This window comes from Oceanospirillum sanctuarii, from assembly GCF_002150805.1.
Classification (GTDB): domain Bacteria; phylum Pseudomonadota; class Gammaproteobacteria; order Pseudomonadales; family Halomonadaceae; genus Oceanospirillum; species Oceanospirillum sanctuarii.
In genome coordinates this window covers 1,032,002-1,048,102 of sequence record NZ_MTBA01000004.1, presented here as the reverse complement: position 1 = coordinate 1,048,102, position 16,101 = coordinate 1,032,002, and the positions used below count along the sequence as shown (strand labels likewise).

The 16,101-nt window shown below is 52.0% G+C and carries 13 protein-coding genes; 8 read left to right on the top strand and 5 right to left on the bottom strand.

Annotated features, from left to right (window positions below; translation table 11 throughout):
• The first annotated feature begins 81 nt into the window (after positions 1 to 81).
• The 4 genes from BV405_RS11730 to cysN all read left to right on the top strand — a co-directional run bounded on the left by BV405_RS11730 (position 82) and on the right by cysN (position 4,221).
• The gene (locus tag BV405_RS11730) at positions 82 to 603 is read left to right on the top strand and encodes a DUF1249 domain-containing protein (protein WP_176330127.1); all 522 of its coding nucleotides are present in this window, start codon (positions 82 to 84) and stop codon (positions 601 to 603) included.
• A 139-nt stretch (positions 604 to 742) separates the two neighbouring features.
• Positions 743 to 1,540: a metallophosphoesterase gene (locus BV405_RS11725; protein WP_176330126.1), complete on the top strand. Its 798-nt coding sequence runs from the start codon at positions 743 to 745 to the stop codon at positions 1,538 to 1,540.
• A 321-nt stretch (positions 1,541 to 1,861) separates the two neighbouring features.
• The gene (gene cysD / locus BV405_RS11720; protein ID WP_086481020.1) at positions 1,862 to 2,773 is read left to right on the top strand and encodes a sulfate adenylyltransferase subunit CysD; all 912 of its coding nucleotides are present in this window, start codon (positions 1,862 to 1,864) and stop codon (positions 2,771 to 2,773) included.
• Between the two features lie 26 nt (positions 2,774 to 2,799).
• Entirely contained in the window at positions 2,800 to 4,221 is a 1,422-nt protein-coding gene (cysN, locus tag BV405_RS11715; protein ID WP_086481019.1) for a sulfate adenylyltransferase subunit CysN, read from the top strand.
• Between the two features lie 148 nt (positions 4,222 to 4,369).
• Here the strand turns inward: cysN and BV405_RS11710 are convergent, their stop codons facing one another.
• The 3 genes from BV405_RS11710 to xseA all read right to left on the bottom strand — a co-directional run bounded on the left by BV405_RS11710 (position 4,370) and on the right by xseA (position 7,801).
• Positions 4,370 to 4,681, bottom strand: coding sequence for a hypothetical protein (locus tag BV405_RS11710; RefSeq protein WP_140054578.1), 312 nt, complete (start codon positions 4,679 to 4,681; stop codon positions 4,370 to 4,372).
• Positions 4,682 to 5,150: 469 nt separating this feature from the next.
• Positions 5,151 to 6,164, bottom strand: coding sequence for a peptidoglycan DD-metalloendopeptidase family protein (locus BV405_RS11705; RefSeq protein WP_086481017.1), 1,014 nt, complete (start codon positions 6,162 to 6,164; stop codon positions 5,151 to 5,153).
• 35 nt (positions 6,165 to 6,199) lie between these two features.
• A complete protein-coding gene (gene xseA, locus BV405_RS11700) occupies positions 6,200 to 7,801 on the bottom strand; it encodes an exodeoxyribonuclease VII large subunit (RefSeq protein WP_086481016.1) in 1,602 nt (533 codons plus the stop codon).
• A gap of 189 nt (positions 7,802 to 7,990) precedes the next feature.
• Here xseA and guaB point away from each other — a divergent pair, with 189 nt between their 5' ends.
• From guaB to BV405_RS11685, 3 genes are all read left to right on the top strand, one after another.
• Positions 7,991 to 9,460, top strand: a complete 1,470-nt coding sequence (gene guaB / locus BV405_RS11695) for an IMP dehydrogenase (RefSeq protein WP_086481015.1) — start codon at positions 7,991 to 7,993, stop codon at positions 9,458 to 9,460.
• A gap of 157 nt (positions 9,461 to 9,617) precedes the next feature.
• The gene (gene guaA, locus BV405_RS11690) at positions 9,618 to 11,195 is read left to right on the top strand and encodes a glutamine-hydrolyzing GMP synthase (protein ID WP_086481014.1); all 1,578 of its coding nucleotides are present in this window, start codon (positions 9,618 to 9,620) and stop codon (positions 11,193 to 11,195) included.
• A 125-nt stretch (positions 11,196 to 11,320) separates the two neighbouring features.
• Positions 11,321 to 12,634, top strand: a complete 1,314-nt coding sequence (locus BV405_RS11685; protein ID WP_086481013.1) for a PepSY-associated TM helix domain-containing protein — start codon at positions 11,321 to 11,323, stop codon at positions 12,632 to 12,634.
• A gap of 93 nt (positions 12,635 to 12,727) precedes the next feature.
• Here the strand turns inward: BV405_RS11685 and BV405_RS11680 are convergent, their stop codons facing one another.
• Positions 12,728 to 14,794: an alpha/beta hydrolase gene (locus tag BV405_RS11680; protein WP_086481012.1), complete on the bottom strand. Its 2,067-nt coding sequence runs from the start codon at positions 14,792 to 14,794 to the stop codon at positions 12,728 to 12,730.
• Between the two features lie 38 nt (positions 14,795 to 14,832).
• Positions 14,833 to 15,078: a hypothetical protein gene (locus tag BV405_RS11675; RefSeq protein WP_086481011.1), complete on the bottom strand. Its 246-nt coding sequence runs from the start codon at positions 15,076 to 15,078 to the stop codon at positions 14,833 to 14,835.
• Between the two features lie 417 nt (positions 15,079 to 15,495).
• Between BV405_RS11675 and BV405_RS11670 the strand changes: the two genes are divergently transcribed.
• Positions 15,496 to 16,026: an SUF system Fe-S cluster assembly regulator gene (locus BV405_RS11670; protein WP_086481010.1), complete on the top strand. Its 531-nt coding sequence runs from the start codon at positions 15,496 to 15,498 to the stop codon at positions 16,024 to 16,026.
• Positions 16,027 to 16,101: the final 75 nt, after the last annotated feature.

Sequence of the window (16,101 nt, the reverse complement as noted above, 5' to 3'; positions counted from 1 at the left end):
TTATCTGGGTGTCAGGAGGATCGTTTAGTTTCCGGAGATATGTTCCGGACGATCAGCCTGCTGGGGCGGGAGTGTTTTGCTATGAATTCGAATTCCGATAAAAAACCGGGCACCGGTAACCGTTTTGGCAGTTGGCAGCAATATAATGGCTGGAGAACCAAACCCAATTACGCCGTTGATCTGAAGAAGCAGATGGCAGAGTGTGAAGCCAACTATCTGCGTCTGCTGAAATTACTGCCGGATCTTGATGAGTCTGAGCAGTGGCATTTTGCGGTCAGTGATGAATCCCTGCATCTGGGTGAGCTGGTGATTAAGGTCACTGAGCGCAGTAAGTACACCACGCTGTTACGAATTTTCCAGAAGGACAGCTGGGGCCATTGGCTCAGCCAGCCGGAGCTTTCGGTGCGTATGTATCACGATGCCCGCATGGCGGAAGTGGTGGGTTATCAGAAGCAACGTCATTTTGAAGGCCGTTACCTTTATCCTAATGACAAGATGCGTCAGCCGGATGAGAAACTGCAGATCAATCTGTTTCTGGGAGAGTGGCTGGCACACCTGCAGCAGTACGGCCATATCGCTGAGCCGGTTAATCTGTCTTACTAAGGTTACAAGGCTTCCGAAAACCGGCCTCCGAAAAAAGCTTACTAAATCAGTCTCCTAACTTACCCAAAGAACAGGCTTCCACGTTATGCCGGAAGCCTTTTTTCGTTTTTCACTTGCTTGCTCAGGATCTTCGCCAGTCATGTCTGTTTCCGTTATCCAGCTTACCGATCTCCACCTGCTTGCCGATATTGCCCTGGACTTTAAGGGACAGAACCCATGGCGCAATCTGAATCACTTGCTGGCGCAGATAGCCTGTGAGGGGCAACCGGATCTCTATCTGCTGACAGGAGACCTCTGTCAGGATCACAGTCCGGAGGCTGCCCGGACGGTCTACCGCATGCTGGCGGAGCGCATGGATCAGACCGGAGCTCGCTGGCAATGGATTCCCGGCAACCATGACGAGCCGGAGCTGATGGCTGATTTTAAAACACCGGAGCCTTCAGTGGTGGTTGGTGACTGGCAGTGGTTGCTGCTGAATTCCAATTCCGGAAGCCCTCATGGTGAGCTGGCCGAGAGTGAGCGCCAGGCACTGCTGGCTTCTTTGGATAAGCCTAAAGCCCGTTTTCAGGCGGTAGCCGTGCACCATCAACCTGTGTTGGTGGGGCCAGAAAGAAAGGGAATGTTCTATTTTGAGCTGAAAGATCCTGAGCGGGTTGCCGGTATCGATAGTATCCCTCTGCAGGATGATGGCTGGCTCTGGCAGACCCTGTGTCAGCAGCCTCAGGTGAAAGCGGTGATTTGTGGTCATGTGCATCAGGATCAGCAGATCGGGCGGGATGGTCTGACCCTGTTCTCCACGCCAGCAACCAGCATCCAGTTCAGGGCGGATATCAACGACTTTGAACTGGATGAGCAGGCACCCGGTTACCGCTGTTTTGACCTGTCTGACGATGGTGTTGTGACCAGTCGGGTAGAGCGACTGAAACAGCATTTTTAATCGGGGTGGTGGCCTGCTCCGATACACAGACATCAAGCCCTTGGTCGCAGAGATTTTCCCGCCGGATGCCGGTATCTTGTTTTTGAACCCTTTATGTCAAAAAGTTATCAGACAATGATTTTAAATAATTTGACGTAATTAAGGATTCCGTTTTTACTACACCTATTAAAATTGCACCCACTGGGACCGCTGTAGTGTTTTTTCTGACCGCAGCATTTGCCTAATCCGCAAACCGGTTCAGTCTGCAATCACAGATTTCGACTTAAAAAGCCCGCTTGTGTCGGGCTTGTTTATGACCTTTAGCAGGAGTGGATCACAACGATGATATCGCCCGAACGCCTGACTCACCTGAAACAGCTGGAAGCCGAGAGCATCCACATTATTCGGGAAGTAGCTGCTGAGTTTGATAATCCGGTAATGCTGTACTCAATCGGTAAAGACTCTGCGGTAATGCTGCATCTGGCCCGTAAAGCCTTCTATCCGGGAACGCCTCCGTTTCCCCTGATGCACGTTGATACCACGTGGAAATTCCGTGAAATGATCGAATTCCGCGACAAAATGGCGAAGGAAGCCGGTATGGATCTGATTGTTCATACCAACGAGGAAGGCCGCGCAGCGAATATCAACCCGTTTGATCACGGCAGCCGTAAGTACACCGACGTGATGAAAACCGATGCTCTGAAGCAGGCGCTGAACAAGTACCGCTTTGATGCTGCATTTGGTGGTGCACGTCGTGACGAAGAGAAATCACGTGCCAAAGAGCGTGTTTACTCTTTCCGTGACAAATTCCACCGTTGGGACCCGAAAAACCAGCGTCCTGAACTGTGGAACCTGTTCAACGGCAAGGTCAACAAAGACGAATCGATCCGTGTATTCCCGCTGTCCAACTGGACCGAGCTGGATATCTGGCAGTACATCTATCTGGAAGAGATTCCGATTGTTCCTCTGTACTACTCCGCAGAGCGCCCTGTGGTTGAGCGTGATGGCACCCTGATCATGGTGGATGACGACCGTATGCCGCTGGCAGAAGGCGAGAAACCAGAGATGCGTTCTGTGCGTTTCCGTACTTTGGGTTGTTACCCGCTGACCGGTGCGGTGGAATCTACCGCTGCAACACTGCCGGATATTATTCAGGAAATGCTGCTGACCACGACTTCCGAGCGTCAGGGCCGTGTGATTGACCACGACGGTACCGGTTCTATGGAAGAGAAGAAGCGCGAAGGTTATTTCTAAAGATTTAAGTTTATAGAGGACACAAAATGTCTCACCAATCCGATCTGATTGCGGAAGATATTGAAGCGTATCTGAAACAACACGAACAGAAAGACCTGCTGCGCTTTATCACCTGTGGCAGTGTTGATGACGGTAAAAGTACTCTGATCGGCCGTCTGCTGCACGATTCCAAAATGATCTATGAAGATCAGCTGGCAGCAATCAGCCGTGACAGTAAGAAAAGTGGCACCACCGGCGAAGAGATCGATCTGGCGCTGCTGGTAGATGGTCTGCAATCTGAGCGTGAACAGGGTATCACCATCGATGTGGCTTACCGTTACTTCTCTACCGAGAAGCGTAAGTTCATCATCGCGGATACTCCGGGGCACGAGCAGTACACCCGTAACATGGCGACCGGTGCGTCTACCGCATCGCTGGCGATTATTCTGATCGACGCCCGTCACGGCGTACTGACTCAGACCCGTCGTCACAGCTTTATCGCTTCATTGCTGGGTATTAAGCACGTGATCGTTGCGGTTAACAAAATGGATCTGGTGGATTACTCCCAGGCTCGTTATGACGAAATCGTGGCGGACTACAAAGAATTTGCGAAAGATCTGGATCTGCCGGATACCCGTTTCGTACCGGTTTCTGCACTGAAAGGCGAAAACGTAACTGCCAACAGCGAACTCATGTCCTGGTATACCGGTGAACCGCTGATGGAAATTCTGGAGAACGTGGAAGTTAATCACGATATCGCTCTGGATAGCCTGCGTTTCCCTGTGCAGTACGTGAACCGTCCGAATCTGGACTTCCGTGGCTTCTGCGGCACCGTTGCAGCTGGTCTGGTTAAGAAAGGTCAGTCTGTGACTGCGCTGCCTTCCGGTAAAACCAGCACCGTTAAATCCATCGTGACTTATGATGGTGAGCTGGAGCAGGCGCAGCCGGGTCAGGCGGTAACCATCACCCTGAATGACGAGATCGATATCTCCCGTGGTGATGTACTGGTTGAAACCGGTAGCGAAGCTCAGGTCAGCAACAGCTTCAGCGCGCACATGGTTTGGATGCATGAGCAACCTCTGGAGCTGGGCAAGCAGTACAGCTTCAAAGTGGGCACCCACTTTACCAGTGGTTATGTGACGCACATCGAACACCAGATCGATGTGAACACCATGGAAAAATCTGAAACCCGTGAACTGCCGCTGAACGGCATCGCTCTGGTAACCGTTGAACTGACCGCACCGGTTGTGTTCGATGCGTATAAAGAGAGCAAGTTTACCGGTAGCTTTATCGTGATCGACCGTCTGAGCAACATCACTGTTGGTGCGGGCATGATCGACTCGGTAGCAGAAGCTGGCGCACAAACTGCGGCAGGTCCGATCAGTGCCTTTGAACTGGAACTGAACAGCCTGATCCGCAAGCACTTCCCGCACTGGGAAGCGAAAGATATCAGCGAATTGCTGAAGTAATCTTTCTCTCAGAGGTCGCCAGATCTCTGAGTGCTGCGCAAAGCATAAAAAAACGGCCATCATTACGATGGCCGTTTTTGTTTATTCAGCGATTGGCCTCTGGTTTTCGAGGCGGGACGGCCCGTGCTGTCGTCGAATACCGATAGAGCTAAAGAACCTCTTCGATATGCTCTTTCCATTCACTCATCACAGCTTCGCGGCGTTTCTGGTGATCCATCAGCAGTTTGTGATGGTCTGCCCAGTGGTCAATCAGGCGTTCGTGACACACTTCCTGATCACCGGATGCACAGTCCTGCCAGAGAGAGAACCAGAGGTGGTTGTATTCCATCATCGCTTCCAGTTCCAGATTGACCAGATTGTTCACGCCATCCAGCCAGTGCTGCTGCATTTTCTGCATCGGGAAGGGCTGAGGAATCGCCTGAGCGAATAATGAAAAGTCGGGAAAGAATTGATTTGCCATGACTGCGATCTCCATATTTGTCCTTAAGATCTTGCCCCTTAGGGCCGGCTGTTATCTGTGCCCGTCCTTCGGTTCACCTTTATATTAGAACGCTTTTGCCCCTTTGGTTGTTACAGTTGCTTGTCATGTATCAAATAATCGGATGATTTATTTTGGCTGGAAATTGAGGGATAAGAAGCCTCTTTGTAAGCTCTTGTTTGTGAAAGAAATATGGTGATTGACTGCAGAAATGAAAAAAGCCCTCCATCGGAGAGCTTTTTAAAAGAGATGCGGCGACAGGTGATTTGCGAAGCAAAAAACGGTTATCTGGGTGAAACCGGTCCTATGTTCTTCTCGGTCAGCCTGTGTTGCCTGTCGTTATGAGGGAGGCGCAGCGCTGACAGAATCTCACCTTCGTCCACGGGGTGCCTTTTCAATATAGCGGATGCTTCAGGTTTCGCTGCTCGTCTTTGGTCGAAAAAGAGTCAGCTTATTCGGCATCCACCAGAAAGAGTTTCGGATTCACATAAACACCATTCAGTGTCACGCCCCAGTGCAGGTGCGCGCGCTTGATCTCGGCAGCGTAGTCTTTGCCTGCTTCAATATGATGACCGGAGATGCCGATCTTACCGATCTCTTCGCCGCGGCGAATACGCTGGCCTTCGCGGATACGGAAGTTAATACCGGCAAGGTGGCTGTACTGGGTGAACAGGCCGCGACCATGATCGATCAGTACGGTTTTACCGCCGTAAAACAGATCCCGAATCATCACTACAGTGCCATCGGCAGGAGATGCTGCCCTCTGGCCGCTCAGGTCGATACCATTATGGCTGTCCAGCAGCTCACCGTTCAGGAAGACGCGATCGCCAAAGTCACGTAGCTGGCTGCCACGGGTTGGATGCAGGAAGGTGCGGGTATCCGGAGCTTTACCGTTCCAGCGATTGATCAGGCGCTTCAGGGTTTCATCATCCTGAGCGATCTGTTGCTCCTGTTGGCTGGTCAGGTTTTTCTGCGCCGCCTTACGGGTTACCACATAGTTATCGTTATGCTGTGGGGGCAGCACATTGATCATGATTTCGCGGCTGCGACCGTTAGGTTGTTCGATCACCAGCGGCATTTTTCCGGGTTTGGCACTCAGAGGAATACCGACCCAGGCGATCCAACGGTTATCACTTTTTTTGTTGTACGGGCGGTTCATCACGAATACCCGCTTGCCTTGAAAATAAACCACGGGCTCTTCTTCAGTGCCGAGAGAAACCGGCAGTTCAATTACGGCAACGCCGCCGGGCATAGGATCGGGTTTCGGATCGTACTGGGGGTTGGTTTCAGCGCGACTGAATGTGCTTAGCGTCAGGCCGAGAGAAAGCAGAATAAGGCAGCAGGTGCTTTTTAATCGTGTTGTCAGGCGGATTCGGGGAGGCAGGCAAGACCCGGATGCGGCTGTCCCGTTAAAGATGTTATTTAATCCAAATACGGAACGTCGGTTCTTTGTCTGTCGGCGCATTGTCTTCCCCTTAGCAGCGCAGTAGCTTGTAGCATCTAGTTATCGGCATCTTGCGCCATAACTTTGCAGTGTAATACACCTGTAGCCAGCCGTGCGGAGATCTCATCTCCCTGACTAACCTCCTGATAATGACGGACAATATTGCCCTTGTCATCCTGAACAATGGCATAGCCCCGTGACAGAGTGGCCAGCGGGCTGACGGTTTGCAGGCGATGGCTCAACTCTGCCAGCTTTTGTTGCTGGCCTTCAAGCTGGTGTTGCCATGCTTTTTGTAAAGCTTGTTGCAGCTTCTGTAATTGGCTGTGCTGGCTTTTAATCTCACGGCTTGGGTTTGCCCGCCAGAGTCGGGCTTCCAGTTGTTCCAGCTGTTGTCCCGCTTGCTGAGTCTGCTGTTTACCTGCCCGAATCAGCTGTTGCTGCAGGCTGTTCAGCTGCTGGCGTTGCTGATTGAGTTCGGTTTTGGGATGACGGAGTTTACCTGCCACCTTATCCAGCTGCTGTTGTTCACGGAACAGGCGGTTTTTCATACCCTGAACCAGCCGCTGTTCCAGCTGGTTGAGTTGTTTGCCCTGTTGGCGGAGTCCGCTGAAGCAACGCTGATAGCGATGTTCAAGATGATCCAGTCGCTGTTGGTTGTTCTGCAGCTGGCGCTCCATCTGACGGCGCAGAGTGATCTCTGACTGATTCAGCCACTGTTGCCATTGGGACAGATCCGGGCTGACCTGTTCAGCGGCTGCAGAAGGTGTTGGTGCACGATAGTCGGCGACATAATCAGCGATGGTGATATCGGTCTCATGGCCTACAGCGCTAACGGTGGGAATAAAACTGGCAGAGATAGCTCTTGCCACCCGCTCATCATTAAAGGCCCAGAGATCCTCCAGACTGCCGCCGCCACGGCCAATAATCAGCAGATCACTTTTGCCGTGGATATGGGCCAATTCAATCGCGCGGGCGATAGAATCCGGCGCTTCACTACCCTGAACCACCGCCGGATAAAGCACGACTTCCGCCAGCGGAAAACGACGCTTGAGAACAATCAGCATATCCCGGATAGCGGCACCGGTTGGGGAGGTCACAAGGCCGATCACATCGGGAATAGGCGGCAGAGGCTTCTTGCGGCTGCGATCAAACAGGCCTTCCTCTTTCAGCTTGAACTTCAGGGCTTCAAAGGCCCGAATCAGAGCGCCGCGCCCCTGTTCCTCCATGGTTTCTGCAATCAGCTGGAAATCACCCCTGCCTTCATAAAGGCTGACCTTGGCGTGAAGCTGAACCTTGTCGCCATTTTTCGGACGGAAGGCGAGCAGTCCTGCGCGGTTGCGGAACATAGCGCAGCGTACCTGGCTGTTTTCATCTTTCAGGCTGAAATAGAGATGGCCGGAGCCGGGTGTGCTCAGGTTGGAAATTTCCCCTTCTACTACAGCCAGAGCAAAGCGACTTTCCAGTAGCTGACGCGCCTGTCGGTTGAGTTGGCTAACCGTCAGTACCTGCTTTTCAGGTAGCCCTCTTGTATCTGAAGGCGTGGAGTGATCCGGATAAATACCATCCGGTGCACGGGTAAAGCCGGATGAAATCTCATCAGAAGGCGAAGCGGAAAATCCGCTGTTTTGCTGGCCGTAGGATGAGGGTTTATCAGGCATTTTTGGCTCCGCTTGGCAGATGTTTAGGGGGAAGTGATTATTTTAGAATGAACGGCAGTGTTTTTTTACAGCTGGATCAGGGAAAAGAGAACAATCCAAGCCTAATATTGGTTTACCCAGAAAAACTCTTACGATAAAATATTGGGTTATTCTTCTTTCTATCCTCACTCTTCAGCAGGCTCGCGGAATATGTTACGTATTGCTCAAGAAGCACTCACCTTTGATGATGTTTTGCTGGTTCCAGGTTACTCAGACGTCCTTCCGAATGACGTCAGCCTGAAGACACGAATCACCCGTGATATCTCTCTCAACATCCCGCTGGTATCCGCGGCGATGGACACCGTTACTGAGTCCCGTCTGGCGATCGCTATGGCGCAGGAAGGTGGTATCGGTATTATCCACAAAAACATGACCATTGCTCAGCAAGCTCAGCAAGTGCGTCAGGTTAAGAAACACGAAAGTGTTATCGTTAAAGATCCTGTAACGGTAACACCCTCTACCACAGTAAGCGAGCTGCTGGCACTGACCGCAGACACTCGTTTCTCTGGTATGCCGGTTGTTGAAGGCGACGAACTGGTTGGTATCGTAACCAGCCGTGATTTCCGCTTCAAACCAAATCTGGATGATGTTGTTGCCAACATCATGACACCAAAAGATAAGCTGGTAACTGTGAAGCAAGGCACGTCTCTGGATGAGATCAAAGCTAAGCTGCACCAGCACCGTATTGAAAAGATTCTGGTTGTGGACGACGAGTTCCACCTGCAGGGTCTGGTAACGGTTAAAGATATCGAGAAAGCCCGTACTTACCCGAACGCCTGTAAAGACGAAGATGGTCGTCTGCGCGTAGGTGCAGCAGTAGGTACCGGTGCAGAGACTCCTGATCGTGTAACCGCACTGGTTGAAGCTGGCGTTGACGTGATCGTTGTTGATACTGCTCACGGCCACTCCAAAGGCGTAATCGACCGTGTTCGCTGGGTGAAAGAAAACTTCCCTCAGGTTCAGGTTATCGGTGGCAACATCGCAACTGCTGAAGCGGCAATCGCTCTGGCAGAAGCGGGTGCTGATGCAGTTAAAGTCGGTATCGGCCCGGGTTCTATCTGTACCACCCGTATCGTTGCCGGTGTTGGTGTTCCTCAGATCTCTGCGGTAGCGAATGTTGCGACAGCACTGGAAAAATACGATATCCCTGTTATTGCTGACGGTGGTGTACGTTTCTCCGGCGATCTGGCGAAAGCGATTGTTGCTGGTGCAAGCGTGATCATGGTTGGTGGTCTGCTGGCTGGTACTGAAGAAGCACCGGGTGAGATCGAGCTGTATCAGGGCCGTTCTTACAAGTCTTACCGTGGCATGGGTTCTATGGGCGCTATGTCTCAGGCTCAGGGCTCCAGTGACCGTTACTTCCAGGACAAAGACGCTGGCGTAGAGAAGCTGGTTCCGGAAGGTATCGAAGGCCGCGTACCTTACAAAGGTTCTATGACCGCTATCGTGCATCAGCTGATGGGTGGTCTGCGTTCTTCTATGGGTTACACCGGTAGCGGTGATATCCAGACCATGCGTACCAAGCCAGAGTTTGTGAAGATCACAGGCGCAGGCATGATGGAATCGCACGTACACGACGTACAGATCACCAAAGAAGCCCCGAACTATCGGGTCGGCTGATCGCCAAAGCGTTAAACGAAGTGGGGCATTGCGCCCCACTTTTGTTTACAAGGCTTAAAGTTTACGACGCAGGAGATTCATTCGTCTCCGGTCGACCTCTTTATACAGGCTGTTCATTCCGGACAGACCGTTACTTTATTGATGGGTTGGTAAAATAATGAGCCAAGATATTCATGCTCAGAAAGTCCTGATTCTGGATTTCGGATCTCAGTACACGCAGCTGATTGCACGTCGTGTACGTGAATTGGGTGTGTACAGCGAAATTCGCGCCTTCGACATGAGCGAAGAAGAGATTCGCGAATTTGACCCGAAAGGTATCATTCTGGCCGGTGGACCTGAGTCGGTAACTGAAGCCGGTTCTCCACGCGCTCCTGAGTGCGTATTCAGCATGGGCCTGCCGGTTCTGGGTATCTGCTACGGTATGCAGACCATGGCAGAGCAGCTGGGCGGTAAAGTTCAGGGTTCTGACGTGCGTGAGTTTGGTTACGCTCAGGTTAAGGTTGAAGCAGATAACGCTCTGACCAAAGACGTGAAAGATCACGTTGATACCGACGGCAAAGCTCTGCTGGACGTTTGGATGAGCCACGGTGACAAAGTGGTTGCCATGCCGGAAGGTTTCGAGTTGATGGCTTCTACGCCAAGCTGCGCTATCGCTGGTATGTTCCACGCTGAGAAGAACTTCTTCGGCGTACAGTTCCACCCTGAAGTAACGCACACCCTGCAGGGTGGTCGTCTGCTGGAACACTTCCTGATGGAAATCTGTGGTTGTGAAGCTCTGTGGACTGCAGCCAACATCATCGAAGATCAGATCGAACGTGTTCGTGCACAGGTTGGTGATCAGAAAGTTCTGCTGGGTCTGTCCGGCGGCGTGGACTCTTCTGTTGTTGCTGCGCTGCTGCACAAAGCGATTGGCGATCAGCTGACTTGCGTATTCGTAGACAACGGTCTGCTGCGTAAGAACGAAGGCGATATGGTCATGGACATGTTCGCTAAGAACATGGGCGTTAAAGTGATCCGTGCCGATGCTGAAGAGCTTTTCCTCGGCAAACTGGCAGGCGTATCTGATCCGGAAGCCAAGCGTAAAGTGATCGGTAACACCTTCATCGAAGTATTCGACGAAGAAGCTGCCAAGCTGAAAGATGTTAACTTCCTGGCACAGGGCACCATCTACCCGGACGTGATCGAGTCTGCAGCCGCTAAAACCGGTAAAGCACACGTGATCAAGTCGCACCACAACGTGGGCGGCCTGCCGGAAGATATGAAGATGGAACTGGTTGAGCCACTGCGCGAACTGTTCAAAGACGAAGTGCGCAAGATCGGTCTGGAACTGGGTCTGCCATACGATATGGTTTACCGTCACCCGTTCCCTGGACCGGGTCTGGGCGTGCGTATTCTGGGCGAAGTTAAGAAAGAATACGCGGATATCCTGCGTGAAGCGGATGCCATCTTCATCGAAGAGCTGCACAACTTCGACTGGTATCACAAAACCAGCCAGGCGTTTGTTGTCTTCCTGCCGGTTAAATCCGTAGGTGTAGTAGGTGATGGTCGTCGTTACGAGTGGGTTGTGTCTCTGCGCGCTGTAGAAACCATCGACTTTATGACCGCTCGCTGGGCGCACCTGCCATACGAGCTGCTGGAGAAGGTTTCCAACCGTATCATCAACGAGATCAGCGGTATCTCCCGCGTGGCTTACGATGTATCCAGCAAGCCACCAGCTACCATTGAGTGGGAATAAGATCCGATAAATAACGGGTTAGGTCTATTTGGATCTGACCTGCTAGGATCGGATTGATAAAACCTGCCGTTTGCTTCAGCATCGGCAGGTTTTTTTATGTCTGTTTTTCTGATTGGAATCCTCAAATGTCGACAAGGATTGTTCCTGCCGTGAACCGCCATACCTTCCTTCTGCTCCACCGCTGGCTGGGGCTTTTGCTGATTCTGCCGGTGCTGCTGTTAACGCTTACCGGTGGTGTGCTGGTTTACAAGCAGGAGCTGGATCAGTGGTTGAATGCGGACATCATGCTGATCGAGCAGCATGACCTTTATGCAGAGCCTCTGTCGGTTTCTCAGTTGGAGGCACGGGTGCAGCAGGTTTATCCACAATCCCGAATCAGTTGGTTTGATCTGGAGTTTTACACACTGCCCGGTTATCAACAGGGGCGGGAAAGCGGTGTGCAGCCTGCGGCGGTGTTCTGGATTGCCGGAACACGTGACGGTTTTGGTAATTACCATGCGCCGGTTCACAGTCAGATCTTTGTTAATCCCTATACCGGTGAGGTGCTGGGTGGTCGCAAGTGGGGAGAATATCATCCCACCGGAAGCGAGCCTTTAACCCGAAACCTGCTGCCGATTATCTATAAGCTGCACTACTCGATACTGGCGGGTAAAGAAGGGCGATTGGTGCTGGGTTGGCTGACCTTGCTCTGGTTGTTGTTAGTACCAGTGGGTGTTTATCTGAGCTGGCCGCATCATACGAAAAAAACGCGGGTTTCTTTCCGGCATGATCTGCTGCATTGGCTTAGCTTTTGGCGTTACCGCTCAGGCAAAAGCCGGTTCCAGAAAGACTTCTTCAACCACCGTTGGCTGGGATTAGTGTTTACACCGCTGATGGTTATTTTCCTTTTATCCGGCCTTAGCTTTAATCTGAAGCCCGTCTATTACGGGGTGTTTGACCCTTTTGAACAGCGACAGCTGGCCCATAAAATCATTAAGACATCGCCCATGGGGCAGGCGCAGCCGATGAGTCTGGAGCAGGCGGTAGCAACCGGACAGCAACTGACGGAAGCCTGGGCGAAAGAGGCAGGGTTTGAGTTGCTGCAGTCGATCGGTTTATCTCATTCTGCTTTCAAAGGCACTTACCTGTATCGCAGTTATTCCTCGTTGGATTATTCACAGGACAGTGCCAAAACCAGTGTCTGGTTTGATGCGCAAAGTGGAGCTTTGCTGGCGCGCTATCAGGCAACGGGCGAAAGCGCAGTGGATACGATGACGGTGGGTTTTGAGGCTGTGCATAAGTCAGAGTTGGGCTGGTGGAGCAAGCTGCTGAGTCTCTTGCTGGTTGTGGCCTCTATTTGGCTGACGGTATCCGGTCTTAGGATCTGGTGGTTTAAGTATCGGGCTCGTCGTAGAAGTGCTGCGAAAAAGAAACAGGCTGCGAAGTCGGTGAAAAACTGAGCGGATACCGCCCATTGTGATTACTGCATTAGTGACCAAAAAAGGCGTGCCGAAGCACGCCTTTTGTTTTTCAGTAGCACTTACCAAGCGCTATCAGGATTCCGTATTACCGGAATCTGTCTTAGTTGGTGCAGTTTTGTTAGTTGCTGCAGTTTTGCTGGCTGCAGCTGTTTTTCTCGGGGTCGCTTTTCTTGCCGCAGGCTTTCTCGCGGCAGTCTTGCTTGCAGCAGCTTTTTGGGCTGCAGGTTTTGCAGTCGGAGCTTCTTTTGCAGTAACAGGCGCTGGCTTTTTGCTCTGATAAGCCGGTGGCTCATCCGCTAAAAAGTCAGTTACCGCTTCCAGAAATTCACCCAGCAGCGCGTGGCTGACGACAAAAATATGGCCGATATTTTTCTCGATGGTACGGTTCAGACCGCCACGAACCATCTGTTGGTTATCGGCTTTGCGACCCCAGCGTTCGCTGGTTTTACAGGAGCCAACCGGTGCAATGGGATCGCGCTGACCGCAGTAATCGAACAGGGCGATATCAGCGCTGTTCAGTACATCCATATTTACCGGTTTGCCATCCAGCTCCGGCAGATCGGACGGCAGGCAGTACTCGCCTTTCCAGATCTGGTTATCCATAAAGATTTTCTGAATCCACTCACGGTGGGCACGTGCCGGGAAGCGGGTGCCGCTGTGCAGCCAGTTCAGAAAAGGTGCGGCATCTTCGATTGCACCGGGGAAGTTAGCCCGGCCATAGAAACCTTCCAGAACGGTCTGTTCCACACCGGGCTGGATAGTGTGCATACCGGCTTCAATGGCGTAAGGTGATACGTTGCAGTTGCCGTAGAAGAGGCTCATTACGTCGGCATCGTAATCTTTACGGATCACATCCCGCATCGGCTTGTGGCCGCTGGTGTCGTCATCAAACAGAATCGGCGTGGTCATCAGTACCACCTGACGCACCTTCACATCTTTACCAGTGATCTGGGCTTCTTCGATACGGCGTGCCAGATACGGCATAAAGAGAGTGCCGCCCATACAGTAGGCCATCACCTCGATATTCTGCTCCGGATGACGTTCCAGAATCAGATCCAGATAGGTGTCGTGCACGGTTTTGCCGTAGAAATCCAGACCCAGCTGGCACTGATCCGGCCCCGGATTACCGTAATCCACCAGATACAGATCGTAGCCCAGCTGTAGCATGCCTTCGATCACCGACTTGCCGGGAGCCAGATCAAACAGCTCACAGCGGTTGATCATAGGGCTGGCCATATACAGGGTTTTGCCGTTGGCCTTCACACCTTCCGGTCTTGGGTAGTGGCGTAGCTTAACGGTGTACAGCTCAGAACCCGGAACCGTTTCCCATGGGGTTGCACCGAGTTTGGCGTGGGGGGAATTCAGGGCGAAATTTCTCAGATCAAAGGCATCATGTTTCAGCAGCGCTAACAGACGTTCCTCGCAGGCTTTCAGATAATCCTCATCGCTGTCCCGCCATTGGCCTTCCGCGTTTTTCTTTCGGTAAGGCTGATCTTCATCGGCGCTGAAGGTCTGTCCGGTAATCACCTGAAACAGAGAGCGCAGCAGGTCTTTCATAGCGGTCAGATGAGTCTGGCCACGACTATGATATTGCCATTCCAGCAAGCGGAAATTGTTCAGTTGGGTCGCCAGCCAGGTCTGCCCCTGCAGGGTTTCGCAGGCCCATTGGCAGGTTTCCGGATTGAAGCGGGCATTCTCTGTGTCGGTATCCGTTGCAAAGTGCGCCACCAGAGCTTTCAACTGCTGAGCATAAGCCGCATCAAGTTGCTGATCGGCACGGGTAATCAGATCCGGCGACTCACCTTTGGCGACTGCATCTTCAGTCGCCTGAATCAGAGGCTGCGCCCAGCCGGTAAAGAGTGACGGCAAAAGACCATAAGGACGGAAGATCTGGCTCTGCAGATGGGAGATTTGCAGCATCTGTTTCAGCATCAGGCCGTTCATCTCGCTCATCCAGTGTTTGGTGCCTCTCAGATGAGAAGGGTTGTCTGCGCTGCTGGTCATCAGCAGGGTTTCCAGCGCATCTGCGGTCAGCGGCAGAGGGCTGTTTACCGCTCTTCCCGGAAAGAGTTCGCTGAACGCAGGTGCATCCGTCGGAAGCCCGTTATCCGTTAAAAACTTGTTAAAGGTGGCAAACATAAAATCCTTCTCCTGAGATAAAGCCTGGGTTGCTTCGCTTAGCCTTTAAAGGTTTCGGCTGCGGCTGTCAGTTTATCCTGATGGTGTTTATGGGGAACCTTGTCGGCCAGTAGTTGCTGGTGTACCTGTTGAAGGTGCGCTTTTTTCGCTGAGTTATCGCCGGAAAGTGCGTTGATCTGATCGTTAATCGCCCAGACGCGAATCTTTTTGATCAGAACAATATGAAAGGCGATACCGCTGATTGAAACGATAAAGATAATCACCAGTTGTAACCACAGGGGCATGCTTGGGTCTCCGATAAGGCTGTATCCGCCGTTGGCGGGATACGCTGGGGGTTGATACAAAATAGATAGGATAGTCGAATCTTCTGACGCTGATATGACTTTGACGGAGAGTGTTGAGTTCCGTCAGCTTTCATCGTTGGCAGGTGGGCAGATCCGTCTGTCGATGTTTCTATTCTAGTCGTTTGGGGTTTTATTCCAATCCCCGCATATAGCAAAAGCGAGAGTCTGGGAGTGGTGGTTTTGTGCTTCTTGTTGAAAACGATTCTCAATAACTTGCTTCGAACGTCGGTAAAACCCCAATCAAAAACCGGTTAATCGCCGTTATCTTGCAAAACAGAGTGAAAAACTCGGGTATAAGGGTTTTGTTCAAAGTTAAATGGGACTAAAATAGTCCACTATGACGATGAAGGTAAAACCATGCTGAAACTGAGCAAAATGACCGACTATGCGGCGGTGCTGATGGCACACATTGCCCGCACGCCGGATCAGCTGTTTACCGCCACCGATATTGCGGAACAGGTACAGATTCCCAAACCTACGGTGAGCAAAGCACTGAAGATGCTGCAGAAAAGCGGCCTGTTGGTGTCTCATCGTGGCGCGCAGGGCGGTTACGGTTTGTCCCGTCCGCCAAAACAGATCACCGCCAGTGACATTATTGTTGCCATTGAAGGCCCCTTCGCAATGACCGATTGCAGTCAGGAAGACGCGCTGTGCGATCTGCAGGATACCTGTGGTGTGGCGGATAACTGGCAGCGGGTCAGTTTAGCCATGCATCAGCTGCTGCAGAGCATCACTCTGGTTCAGCTGGCTCAGAAAGAGCCCCTGCAGCTGCAGTGGATGTCCGGTAATGACATTCACACCTCCGGCTCAGCAAAACCAAACGCAGAACAAAGCGATAAAGATAACGTCAGCGCCGAGATTCCTCTCGTGGCGCTGGCAACAGAATAAGATCCTCCGGCCAACGCCGCAGGGTCAGAAGAATCGAATTAGCTTCCGACAGAACCTTTAACCGGGTGAGGAGAG